This is a genomic window from Mesorhizobium sp. M7A.F.Ca.CA.001.08.2.1, from assembly GCF_003998455.1.
In the GTDB taxonomy this organism is placed as follows: domain Bacteria; phylum Pseudomonadota; class Alphaproteobacteria; order Rhizobiales; family Rhizobiaceae; genus Mesorhizobium; species Mesorhizobium ciceri.
In genome coordinates this window covers 1-11,605 of record NZ_RZPW01000106.1, presented here as the reverse complement: position 1 = coordinate 11,605, position 11,605 = coordinate 1, and the positions used below count along the sequence as shown (strand labels likewise).

General features: G+C 63.6%; 14 protein-coding genes. 4 read left to right on the top strand and 10 right to left on the bottom strand.

Annotation, left to right across the window (positions count from 1 at the left end):
- Both upp and EN914_RS09285 read left to right on the top strand, forming a co-directional pair.
- Nucleotides 1-608: uracil phosphoribosyltransferase (gene upp / locus EN914_RS09295; protein WP_127389057.1), on the top strand; the 608-nt coding region annotated here is incomplete at its 5' end.
- Nucleotides 609-832: 224 nt separating this feature from the next.
- The gene (locus EN914_RS09285) at nucleotides 833-1,396 is read left to right on the top strand and encodes a TIGR02281 family clan AA aspartic protease (RefSeq protein ID WP_024502797.1); all 564 of its coding nucleotides are present in this window, start codon (nucleotides 833-835) and stop codon (nucleotides 1,394-1,396) included.
- Nucleotides 1,397-1,482: 86 nt separating this feature from the next.
- Here the strand turns inward: EN914_RS09285 and deoA are convergent, their stop codons facing one another.
- From deoA to EN914_RS09255, 6 genes are read right to left on the bottom strand one after another with little or no spacing between them, the layout of a single operon-like run.
- On the bottom strand, nucleotides 1,483-2,802 hold the full coding sequence (gene deoA / locus EN914_RS09280; protein ID WP_024502796.1) for a thymidine phosphorylase: 1,320 nt from the start codon (nucleotides 2,800-2,802) through the stop codon (nucleotides 1,483-1,485).
- Entirely contained in the window at nucleotides 2,802-3,611 is an 810-nt protein-coding gene (locus tag EN914_RS09275) for a purine-nucleoside phosphorylase (RefSeq protein WP_024502795.1), read from the bottom strand. The genes deoA and EN914_RS09275 overlap by 1 nt, the downstream gene beginning before the upstream one ends.
- Before the next feature lie 30 nt (nucleotides 3,612-3,641).
- Complete coding sequence (gene cdd, locus EN914_RS09270; RefSeq protein WP_013529630.1) at nucleotides 3,642-4,034, bottom strand: cytidine deaminase; 393 nt, start codon at nucleotides 4,032-4,034, stop codon at nucleotides 3,642-3,644.
- Between the two features lie 55 nt (nucleotides 4,035-4,089).
- A complete protein-coding gene (locus EN914_RS09265) occupies nucleotides 4,090-5,061 on the bottom strand; it encodes an ABC transporter permease (protein WP_024502794.1) in 972 nt (323 codons plus the stop codon).
- Nucleotide 5,062: 1 nt separating this feature from the next.
- Complete coding sequence (locus EN914_RS09260) at nucleotides 5,063-6,202, bottom strand: ABC transporter permease (RefSeq protein WP_024502793.1); 1,140 nt, start codon at nucleotides 6,200-6,202, stop codon at nucleotides 5,063-5,065.
- Nucleotides 6,199-7,731: an ABC transporter ATP-binding protein gene (locus EN914_RS09255; RefSeq protein WP_024502792.1), complete on the bottom strand. Its 1,533-nt coding sequence runs from the start codon at nucleotides 7,729-7,731 to the stop codon at nucleotides 6,199-6,201. Before EN914_RS09255 ends, EN914_RS09260 begins: the two co-directional genes overlap by 4 nt.
- 227 nt (nucleotides 7,732-7,958) lie before the next feature.
- Between EN914_RS09255 and EN914_RS09250 the strand changes: the two genes are divergently transcribed.
- Together EN914_RS09250 and EN914_RS09245 are read left to right on the top strand one after the other, a co-directional pair.
- Nucleotides 7,959-8,168 carry a SlyX family protein gene (locus EN914_RS09250; protein WP_013529634.1) on the top strand — a complete coding sequence of 70 codons (210 nt, stop codon included), beginning with the start codon at nucleotides 7,959-7,961 and terminating at the stop codon, nucleotides 8,166-8,168.
- A 23-nt stretch (nucleotides 8,169-8,191) separates the two neighbouring features.
- Nucleotides 8,192-8,587 (top strand): hypothetical protein, encoded by a 396-nt coding sequence (locus tag EN914_RS09245; RefSeq protein ID WP_013529635.1) that lies wholly within the window; start codon nucleotides 8,192-8,194, stop codon nucleotides 8,585-8,587.
- Here EN914_RS09245 and EN914_RS09240 read toward each other — a convergent pair.
- The 4 genes from EN914_RS09240 to EN914_RS09225 form a co-directional block, all read right to left on the bottom strand.
- A complete protein-coding gene (locus EN914_RS09240; RefSeq protein ID WP_013529636.1) occupies nucleotides 8,582-9,043 on the bottom strand; it encodes a GNAT family N-acetyltransferase in 462 nt (153 codons plus the stop codon). The genes EN914_RS09245 and EN914_RS09240 overlap by 6 nt on opposite strands.
- 115 nt (nucleotides 9,044-9,158) lie before the next feature.
- A complete protein-coding gene (locus EN914_RS09235; protein ID WP_024502791.1) occupies nucleotides 9,159-10,148 on the bottom strand; it encodes a BMP family protein in 990 nt (329 codons plus the stop codon).
- 208 nt (nucleotides 10,149-10,356) lie between these two features.
- Complete coding sequence (gene msrA / locus EN914_RS09230; protein ID WP_024502790.1) at nucleotides 10,357-11,022, bottom strand: peptide-methionine (S)-S-oxide reductase MsrA; 666 nt, start codon at nucleotides 11,020-11,022, stop codon at nucleotides 10,357-10,359.
- A gap of 32 nt (nucleotides 11,023-11,054) precedes the next feature.
- The gene (locus tag EN914_RS09225; RefSeq protein ID WP_024502789.1) at nucleotides 11,055-11,378 is read right to left on the bottom strand and encodes a hypothetical protein; all 324 of its coding nucleotides are present in this window, start codon (nucleotides 11,376-11,378) and stop codon (nucleotides 11,055-11,057) included.
- Nucleotides 11,379-11,605: the final 227 nt, after the last annotated feature.

Here is an 11,605-nt window from a genome sequence, read left to right as displayed (position 1 = left end):
ACCACCCGCTTGTCCAGCACAAGCTGACCATCATGCGCAAGAAGGAAACCTCGACGGCGGGCTTTCGCCGGCTGCTGCGCGAAATCTCGCTGCTGCTCGGCTACGAGGTCACCCGCAATCTCGAACTGACGACGACGACCATCGAAACGCCGATGGAAACGATGGAAGCGCCGACGCTCGAGGGCAAGAAACTGGTCTTTGCCTCGGTGCTGCGCGCCGGCAACGGCTTGCTGGAAGGCCTGCTCGACCTGGTGCCGGCGGCGCGCGTCGCCCATGTCGGTCTCTACCGCGATCACGAAACGCTGGAGGCGGTCGAATATTTCTTCAAGGCGCCGAGCGACCTCGCCGACCGGCTGGTGATCGTCGTCGATCCGATGCTGGCCACCGCCAATTCGGCGATCGCGGCGATCGACAAGCTGAAAGAGCGTGGCGCCACCAACATCCGTTTCCTTTGCCTGCTGGCGGCGCCCGAAGGCATCGAGCGCTTCATCAAGGCGCATCCGGACGTTCCCGTCTTCACCGCTTCGATCGACCGCCAGCTCAACGAGAAGGGCTACATCATGCCCGGCCTCGGCGACGCCGGCGACCGCATGTACGGGACCAAGTAATACCAGACGAAGTCGCCTGGTACGATTTACCAAATATTTACGCAAAGGCGCGGTTTTGGCGCGCGTTAAAGCGGCAAACACCATCCGGGCTTAACGATCGGCTGTCACTACAGCGCCGCGCGTCCGTTTCGGACGCGCAAAGGACGCTGTAGCACCTTGATTTTGTGCATGAGCCTTTCCGAAAATCGTTCCCGATTTTCGGGGTCATGCGGCGAGGCCGATCCATGCTGCGCAAACTTCTGATCCTCGCCGTTTTCGCCGGTACATCGGCATCGATACCGATTGTGTATCAGTCGAATCCGCAACTCGTCGAAAACCTGCTGAGGTCGGCGGTGCCGGGCAAACAAGCGGTCGAAGCCCAGCCGAACGTCAATCTGGCATCGGTGCCCAACAAGCCCGCGGCACCGCTGCCGATGGGCCGCAAGGTCCTCGTCGCGGCAGACGAACGCGGGCATTTCTCGTCACCCTTCAAGCTCAACGGACGTCAGGTCGACGGCATGATCGACACCGGCGCCACATTGGTCGCCATCAACATTTCGACGGCACGCAGGATCGGCCTGTCGCTGAACGCTTCCGACTTCAACCGCGAGGTCAACACCGCCAACGGCACCATCAAGGCGGCCGTGGCCATGATCGACCGCCTGCAGATCGGCAGCATCACCGTCAATGACGTCCAGACCATCGTGCTCGACGACAGGGCGCTGCGCACCAATCTGATCGGCATGAGCTTCCTCAACCGGCTCGACAAATACCAGGTCGAGAACGGCACGCTGCTGCTCGTCCAGTAAGGCTATTCGTTTTCCCAAATTCCCAAGGGAAAGCGCTATGCGCTTTTTCCCGGGGAGAACCGTTTCACACTTTTCCTGGAATTGCTCTAGCCGCGCGGCAGAATCCGCCGGATGACCGACTTGTCGGCGGGCGGCTTCGAGGCGCCGACCATATAGGCCGAAAGCACGGTTGCCGCGGCGGCCTCGGCATCGGCCGATGAGCGGGCATGGATCAGCGCCAGCGGCTCGCCGATCCCAACCTCCGCACCGACCGGCAATAGTCTGGTGATGCCGACCGCAGGGTCGATCTGGCCGTCCGGCCGCGTGCGTCCACCTCCCAGGCCGACCACGGCGAGCCCGATATCGCGGGTGGCGATGCCGGTGACGAAGCCATTTGCGGTCGCCTTGACGGCAAGTTCGATCGTCGCCGCAGGCAGATATTTTTCCGGTTTCTCGATGAAATCGGCGGGGCCGCCAAGCGCGGCCACCATGCGTGCGAAAGTGGCGGCGGCGCGGCCGCTGGCGAGCGTCTCGGTGGCGCGCCGCATGCCATCCTGATTGGACGACACCAGCCCGGCCGACTGCAGCATTTCGGCGGCCAGCGCCAGCGTCACATCTTCAAGCCGACGGTCACGATACCGGCCGGTGAGGAAATCGACGGCGTTGCGCACCTCGACTGCGTTGCCGGCGGCCGACGCCAGCGGCTCGTTCATGCCGGTGATCAACGCCGAGGCCTTCAGTCCGGCGCCGTTGGCGATCTCAACCAGGCTGTTGGCTAGTGCGGTGGCGTCGCGCGATTTTTCCATGAAGGCGCCGTTGCCGACCTTGACGTCGAGCACCAGCGATTGCAGCCCGGCCGCCAGCTTCTTCGACAGGATCGAAGCGGTGATCAGTGGCACCGATTCGACCGTGCCGGAGATGTCGCGGATCGCATAGAGTCGTCGATCGGCGGGTGCGAGGTCGGCGGTCTGGCCGATGATGGCACAGCCTGTTTCGAGCACCGCCTTGCGAAACAGCGCGACATCGGGCTGGCTGACGTAGCCGGGAATGGCATCCATCTTGTCCAGCGTACCGCCGGTGTGGCCAAGGCCACGGCCCGAGATCATCGGCACATAGGCGCCGCAGGCGGCGACGATCGGCGCCAGCATCAGCGAGACATTGTCACCGACGCCGCCGGTCGAATGCTTGTCGGTGACCGGGCCTGGCAGGTCCGACCAGTCGAGCACATCGCCGGAATCGCGCATCGCCCGCGTCAGCGCCACGGCCTCGTCGCGGTTCATGCCGTTGAAGAACACCGCCATGGCGAAGGCGCCGGCCTGGCCGTCGGTAACGGCGCCTGACGTCACGCCCGCGACGAAGCCGGCGATCTCCTCCTCCGACAGCCTGAGGCCATCGCGCTTGCGGCGGATGATTTCCTGGGGAAGCATCAGATCTCCAGCAGCCCGTCGCGGAACACGCGCTGCAGGATCGTCGCCAGCCGCGCGCCGCCGACCGGCGCCATGTCCTTGGTCTCCTGGTGCGAAAGCTCGGCCCCGGTCATGCCGGCCGCCAGATTGGTGATGACCGAACAGGCGGCGACGCGCAGTCCGAGGAAGCGGGCGAGAATGACCTCCGGTACGGTCGACATGCCGACCGCATTGGCGCCCATGATGCGCGCCATGCGGATTTCGGCCGGCGTTTCGAAGCATGGGCCGGAGAACCACATATAGACGCCCTTATGCAGGGTGGTGCCGGTCGCTTTTGCCGCCCGTTCGATGGCCTGGCGGATGCCGGCATCATAGGCTTCGGTCAGGCCGACGAAACGCCGGTCGCTTGGTTCGCCGATCAGCGGGTTGGTGCCCGAGAAATTGATGTGGTCCGATATCAGCATCACCGAGCCCGGCGGCATGTCCGGATCGACCGAGCCGGCGGCATTGGTGAGGATCAGTTTCGTGATGCCGATGCCGGCAAGCACTTCCAGCACCGGCCGCATCGCCGCGGCGTTGCCGTGCTCATAGTAATGGGCACGGCCCGACAGCAGCAGCACCGGCACGCCGGCAAACAGCCCTGCCACCACTTCGCCGGCGTGCCCGGTGACACCGCTTCTGGGAAAGCCGGGCAGGTCGGCATAGGAGATGCGGATCGGGTCCTCGATCTGGTCGACCAGACCGCCGAGGCCCGAGCCGAGCACCAGTGCCGTGGCCGGCGCCAGGCCGTCCAGCCTTTCGACGAGATGATCCAGGGCTTTTTCCGTCATCGTTGCCAGCTGTTCATTTGAGCCTGTTGCTCATTTCAAAATATCGCCGCGGAAGCCGTAAGGCAGCATGTCGCCCATGGTCACGGTTTCGGCCACACCCGCATTGTCGCAGAGATAGAGCTTTGTTTCCGGCCGGCAGAATTCGGCAAGCCGCTGGCGGCAGCCGCCGCAAGGCGAGCATTTGGCCATGCGTTCGGCTAGGACGGCGATTTCCACGATCTTGCCGCCGCCGCCCATAATGTAGTGGCCGAGCGCCGTGGTCTCGGCGCACCAGCCTTCCGGATAGGAGGCGACTTCGATGTTGGCGCCGGTAAAGACGCGACCGTCCTCGGTGCGCAGGGCAGCGCCGACCGGAAACTTAGAATAGGGCGCGTAGGCCTTGGCCATGGCGGCCTTGGCGGCCTCGAACAGATCATGCGACATTCAGCGTTCTCTCCGATGATCGTGTTCAAAACCCGGCGCAAAGCCGACCCGTCGCTCAACGTTCCTTGACGTAAGGCACGCCGCCGGCGCGTGGCGGAATGGCCTTGCCGATGAAGCCGGCGAGCAGGATGACGGTGAGGATGTAGGGCAACGCCTGCATGAACTGCGCCGGCACCTTGCCGATGATGGGCAGCGGGGATCCCTGCAGGCGGATCGACGCAGCGTCCAGGAAGCCAAACAGCAGGCAGGCGAACATGGCGTTGACCGGCTTCCACTTGGCGAAGATCAAGGCTGCCAGCGCGATATAGCCCTTGCCGGCAGTCATGTCCTTCACGAAGCCGCCATTTTGCACCATCGACAGGTAGGCGCCGGCAATGCCGGTGAGGATGCCGGTGCAGATCAGCGCCCGGTAGCGCAGCCAGGCGACCGAGATGCCGGCGGTGTCGACGGCGGCCGGGTTCTCGCCGACGGCGCGAAGGCGCAGGCCGAAGCGGGTGCGAAACAGCACCCACCAGGTGAACGGCACCATCAGGAAGGCAAGATAGACCAGGATCGAGTGGCCCGACAGGAGTTCGGCATAGACCGGTCCGATGATCGGCACGTCGCGGATGGCCTCGGCGCCCGGCAAGGTGATGGCCTCGAAGCGCTCGCCCGGTTGCAGCGCCGGCGTGCGCCCGCCCTGCTGGAACCAGGCCTGGCCGAGGATGATGGTCGAGCCGGCGGCGATGAAATTAATCGCCACGCCGGAGACGATCTGGTTGCCGCGATGAGTGATCGAGGCAAAGCCGTGGATCATGGCGAAGGCGACCGAGATCACGACCGCCATGCCGAGGCCGAGAAAGGCCGAATGGAACACGGAAGCTGCGGCCGCTCCGGCGAAGGCGCCGACAAGCATCTTGCCTTCGAGGCCGATGTCGAAGATGCCGGCGCGTTCCGAATAGAGCCCGGCGAGGCAAGCAAGCAGCAGCGGCACCGAGAGGCGGATGGTGGAGTCCAGTGTCTGGATGATCGCGTTGAACACATCCATCTCAGGCACCTTTCCCCTTGACCGCTTCCATGCCGACCGATCGCGGACTGAACGAGGCAAACAGCGCCTGGATGTAGGGCCGGAACATGTGCTCGAGGGCACCGGCAAACAGGATCACCAGGCCTTGAATGATGACGATCATGTCGCGGCTGATTGCCGGCATCTCGAAGGCGAGTTCGGCGCCGCCCTGGTAGAGCATGCCGAACAGGACCGCCGCCAATACGATGCCGACAGGGTGCAGGCGGCCCATCAGCGCCACGGCGATGCCGACGAAGCCGGCGCCGGAAACGAAGTCGATGGCGACATTGTGCTGATCGCCCATCACCGGATTGAGCGCCATCATGCCGGCCAGTGCGCCCGAGATCATCATGGCGGTGATGATGATGCGGGTTTCGGAAATGCCGGCATAGCGTGCCGCCTTCGGGCTGTGACCGTAGGTGCGCATCTCGTAGCCGAGCTTGGTGCGCCAGATCAGCAGCCAGACCAGGAAGGCCATGACCAGCGCCAGCAGGAAGGTGACGTTGAGCGGCGCCGAACGGATCTTGGCGCCGAACAGCTCGATGATCCAGTTGAGTTTGGGCAGTTCCGCGCCGGCGAGGAAGTTGCGCGTCTGCGGCGCTTGCGAGGCGGCTGGCTTCAACGGGCCGACCAGCAGGTAAACCATGATCGAGGCGGCGATGAAGTTGAACATGATGGTGGTGATGACGATGTGCGAGCCGCGCTTGGCCTGCAGATAGGCCGGGATAAGCGCCCACAATGCGCCCACCGCCGCCGCAGCAATGATCGCCAGCGGGAAGGTCAGCCACCATGGCAGTGTACTGTCGAAGCTCAGGCAGACGATGGCGATGCCAAGGCCGGCGATGTAGGCCTGCCCCTCGGTGCCGATGTTGAACAGGCCGCAATGCGCCGCCACCGCCACCGAAAGCCCGGTGAAGATGAAGGTGGTGGCATAAAACAGGGTGAAGGCGATGCCTGTGCCTTTGCCGAAGGCGCCTTCGACCAGGATGACGGCGGCGCGCAACGGATTCTCACCGACCAGAAGCACGACGAAGCCGGCGACGACGAAGGCGACGAACAGATTGATCAGCGGGATCAGGCCATAGTCGGCCCAGGCCGGCAGTTTGGCGTAAGGCGTGCTCATTGCGCGGCCTCCTGGTGCTCGATGCCGGCCATCAGCAGGCCGAGCTCGCCCTCGGTCGCTTCCGGACCGCGCTCGCCGACGATGCGGCCGGCAAACATCACCAGGATACGGTCGGACAGCGAACGGATCTCGTCCAGCTCGACCGACACCACCAGCACCGCCTTGCCCTGGTCGCGCATGGCGATCAGGCGCTTGTGGATGAACTCGATGGCGCCGACATCGACGCCGCGTGTCGGCTGGCCGACGATCAGCACGCCCGGGTCCTGTTCCATCTCCCGTGCCAGCACGATCTTCTGCTGGTTGCCGCCGGAGAAATTGGCGGTCTTCAGCCGGCAGTCGGCCGGGCGGATGTCGTATTTGGCGATCTTGTCCCTGGCATCGTTGCGGATGGCATCGATGTTGAGGAACGGCCCCTTCAAATAGCGGGGATCATCGTGATAGCCGAGGATCGAATTCTCGTTCTCCTCGAAGGCCAGCACCAGCCCGACGTGATGGCGGTCCTCCGGCACATGCGCCAGGCCACGGTCGCGCAACTCTCCGGGGTCGGCGGCACCGGTCAGGTCGATCGGCTTGCCATCCAGCATGACCGAGCCGGAAACGGCACGCCTGATGCCGGAAATCGCCTCGAGCAGTTCGGATTGTCCGTTGCCGGCGACACCGGCGATGCCGACGATCTCGCCGGCCCTGATATCGAAGGAGATGTCGTCGACCATGGTGACGCCGCGCGTATCCCTGACCGTCAGGTTCTTGACTGCGAGCTTGACGGCGCCGGCCTCTGCCTCGCCCTTCTCGACCCGCAAGAGCACGCGCCGGCCGACCATCAGCTCGGCCAGTTCCTCGACAGTCGTTTTCCTGGTCTCGCGGGTTGCCACCATCGTGCCCTGGCGCATGACCGACACCGTGTCGGTGATGGCCATGATCTCGCGCAGTTTGTGGGTGATCAGCACCACCGTCTTGCCCTGGTCCTTCAACTGCCGAAGGATGCGGAACAGATGGTCGGCCTCGGCCGGCGTCAAAACGCCCGTCGGTTCGTCGAGGATCAGGATCTCGGCGCCGCGATAGAGCGCCTTCAGGATTTCGACACGCTGCTGCAGGCCGACCGGCAGTTCCTCGATGATTGCATCGGGATCGACTTCCAGCCCGTATTCACGCTCCAGCCGCTCCAGTTCGGAGCGCGCCTTGGCGATGCTCTTCTTCAAGAGCGCATCGCTTTCGGCGCCGAGGATGACGTTCTCCAGCACCGTGAAATTGTCGACCAGCATGAAGTGCTGATGCACCATGCCGATGCCGAGCGCGATGGCGTCATTGGGGGTCTTGATCGAAGCCGGCTGGCCGCCAACGCGGATCTCGCCGCTGTCGGCCTGGTAGAAGCCGTAGAGGATCGACATCAGCGTCGACTTGCCAGCGCCGTTCTCGCCGACAATGCCGTGGATCGTGCCGCGACCGATCTCAAGATTGATGTCCCGGTTGGCGCGCACCGCACCAAAACTCTTGTTGATGCCGATCAACTCGATTGCGGCTTGCGCCATGCAGCCTGTCCCACTCTTATTTTTTTATCGCTTGGTCAAAACGCCTAGCATGACGCTCCGCCCGTGCCAATTGGCGGAGCAGGTTCACTCTCGACAAATCCCGGTGCGCTTGTCAATTTGCAACGTGGCCGGGGCCTTCACATTCGCTAGTATGACGAAGCCGAAATTCGCATTGCGGCGCAAGACATCGCGGCGCAAGACATCGCGGTGAAGACTGGGGAATTCACATGACCATACCCGCCGACCGGCTGACGACGCTGGAAATCCGCGCCGCCGAGCAGGAGAAGACCATCGAGGAACTGTCCGGCCAGATCGCCGAGCAGTGGAAAGTGATCGAGCGCATGCAGCGCAAGCTCGACGCGCTGACGGATCGTTTCCTGGCGCTGGAGGAGCAGACGGGAGATGAAGTGCCTGTAACCAAGCCGCCGCACTGGTGAGGAAAAAGGGAAGGGCGCACGCCATGGCCAGTGAAAGCGATCGCATTGCACGGGCCAGCGACTATGTGCGTGGCCTGATGAACGATGCGGAGCGCGAACGGGCCGAACGTGATCTGGAGATCGACCCGGCCTTCCGCGACGAGGTCGTGCGACTTGCCGAGCGCATGCACGTCTTCGACCGTGCCGAACCGGGGGATGGCGAGGAGCGCTGGAAGCAGATCACGCAGCGCATTGGCGAGCTGCCGCAGATGCGTAGTTCTGGCCTGAGCGACGCCAGGCCGCCAACCGTGATCCGAAGCCTGTCGCAGCGGCCATACGGCGTCGGCGTCCACGCGCTGGGCGGCCGGCGTGGATTTGTGGTTGCCGCCGGACTGATGGTGGCGTTCGCGCTCGGTTGTCTCGTCGCGAAGCTGCTATAGGCGAGGCCGGCGAGACATCAGAGCCATCGTCTCGCCGTCCGAACTGCATATCTCAACGATGTTCCAGCCGAGGGCCGCGTAGAAACCACGCGCATCCCATGTGTAGAGATAGAGCATCTCGACGCCCCGTGACGCCGCATGGGCTTCCGTTGCCTTGACCAGCGCGGTGGCGATGCCTTGGCGTCGATACCTTGCATCGACAACCAACCCGGCCAGCCATGGCGTCAGATCATGCGCGGGCTCCAGTTCGTGGCGGACCAGCAGGCATGTCCCGACCGGGGTGTCGCCGATCCGGGCCACGAATGCCGCCTCGAAACCGTCACCGGCGATCAAGTCGCGAAGCCCTGCCGCATCTTCCCCGAGAGTCCTTCCGGTTCCCTCGAAAAAGGCAGACAGGCGCAGTTGCGCGACCGCTGCTACGTCGTGCTCGCCCATGGGTCCGATCGTCGGCTGCATCTGTATCTCGAAACGGTGTCCGGCACGGAGCGAAGGTTTCGCTCGATCCGGTAAAGGCAAAACCGCCGGGCTGGCGCCCGGCGGTTTGCAGATCATGGCTGTATGTTCGTGCCGCTCAATAGGGGCAGGCGTTGTCAGTCGTATAGTCGTGTACTTCGACCTTGCCGGCAATGATGTCGGCCTTGGCCTTTTCGACGGCCGCCTTCATCTCGTCCGTCACCAGCGCCTTGTTGTTGTCGTCCATGGCGTAGTCGACGCCGCCTTCCTTGAGGCCGAGATTCTCGACGCCGCCCTTGAAGGTGCCGTTCTTGCCGTCCATGAAGGCGGTGTAGACGGCGACGTCGACGCGCTTCAGCATCGAGGTCAGCACCTTGCCGGGCTGCAGGCCGTTCTGGTTGGAATCGACGCCGATGCCGAGCTTGCCGGCATCTGCCGCCGCCTGCAGCACGCCGACGCCGGTGCCGCCTGCCGCGGCATAGACCACGTCGGAGCCCTGGTCGATCTGCGTCTTGGCGATCTCGCCGCCCTTGGCCGGATCGTTCCAGGCAGCCGGCGTGTCACCCGTCATGTTCTGGATGACATCGGTCGCGCCGGCCGATTTGGCACCGCCGACATAGCCGCATTCGAACTTGCGGATCAGCGGGATGTCCATGCCGCCGACGAAGGAGACCTTCTTCGACTTCGAGGCCATCGCCGCCATGATGCCGACGAGATAGGAGCCTTCGTTTTCCTTGAATACCAGCGAGCGGACATTGGGCATGTCGACGGCGTCGTCGATGATGGCGAAGTTGAGATCGGGATATTCGGCCGCGACCTTCTTCAGTGCATCCTCCCAGGCGAAGCCGGCCATGACGATCGGGTTGTGGCCGTCCTCGGCGAAGCGGCGCAGCGCCTGCTCACGCTGTGAGGCGTTGGAGACCTCGAATTCGACGTAGGCCGTGCCGGTTTCCGTCTTGAATTTCTCGGCGCCGTGATAGGCAGCCTCGTTGAAGGATTTATCGAATTTGCCGCCGAGATCATAGAGGATGGCCGGCTGGACATCCGCGGCGAAAGCCGGAAGAACCATTGCGGTTGCGGCCAGGAGGCCGAGAACGATACGTTTCATGTGATCCACACCCTGTCGGTTATTTTTTCCGTTACGCACCGCATGCCGGCCCGGTTCTCCGGCAGGCATGCGACGTCAGCCAGGAGTGTATTCCCTCCCGCTCGGCGGCAATCTGGCATGGCCCGAAACAAAATTCACGCGGAATTTTGACCTTTTGGAAAAGCTTGGTGCAGGCAAGCCGCACCGCAGCTTGTCCTTGCGCCAAGTGTCAGGCGGAGGCGGCGGCAGGGATGGCGCAATCGACACCGGTGCCTTTGAGGTTGCACGTGCCGTAAGGGTTCTTTGCCAGATATTGCTGGTGATCGGCTTCGGCGAAGTAGAATTCGGCCGCCGGGGCGATCTCGGTGGTGATCCTGCCGTGGCCGGCACCGCGCAGCGAGGTCTCATACGCATCGCGCGAGGCGCTCGCCGCCAACAGTTGCGCCTCGTCGCTCGTGTAGATCGCTGAACGATAGGCGGTGCCGACATCATTGCCCTGGCGCATGCCCTGCGTGGGATCGTGGCTTTCCCAGAACAGCTTCAGAAGCCCAGCATAGGAGACGATCCCGGGGTCATGGACCACCAGCACCGCTTCGGCATGACCGGTTAGCCCGGTGCAGGTCTCCTGATAGGTCGGATTGGGCGTGAAGCCGCCGGCATAGCCGGCCGCGGTGACCCAGACGCCTTCGATCTGCCAGAACAGCCGCTCCGCAGCCCAGAAGCAGCCGAGCCCGAACATGGCCGTCTCCAGCCCCTCGGGATAAGGACCCTTGAGCGGTCTTTTCAAGACCTTGTGCCTGGATGCGGTCGGGATCGCCCTGGCGCGGCCCGGCAGGGCCTCGGAGGGCTTCGGCAGATTGAGCTTCTTGTTCAGCATATCGCTGAGAAAGAACATGCGCGGGTTTCCCTCTCTTCGCGGAAAGCGGATCAGTTTGCGACGAACTGTCCGGCGCGACGTTGCCGCCTGTAGCCTATCGCATAGAGCAGGAAAGCCAGCACCGCGAACACGGCGAAGCCCGGCTGGTTCAGCACCCAGGCGATGGCGCCATCCCACAGCAGCGGGCTGGTCTTGGTTCGGATGAAGGTCTCGAAGGCGGCCCGCGTGTCGGGCGAGACCGCCAGCCAACTGCTGTTGAGCGGGGTCAGCACCAGCACGGAGGCCGCCACTGTGCGTGTCGCGTCGAGCACCGCCATGATGACGGAAATCGACAGCGCGATCATTGCGGCAAGACGAAAGACGAAGCGAAACATCAGAACCCTCCTCCGGGCTGGTCCTCTCCCGAGGGGCTTTTCAGAGATAGAATGCGCATGGCTGGATCGCAATCGCCATACGCGAATTTGCAGACTCCAAACTCAGGTCAACGGAGGGCCGGACGACAGTCAGTCGGGTCGCTTTTCATTGACATGTGAGGGCAGCTATGCTAATAATTCCGGTATGGCGTTGACTTGCGCCGATGACCCGCCGCACAGGCGGGTTT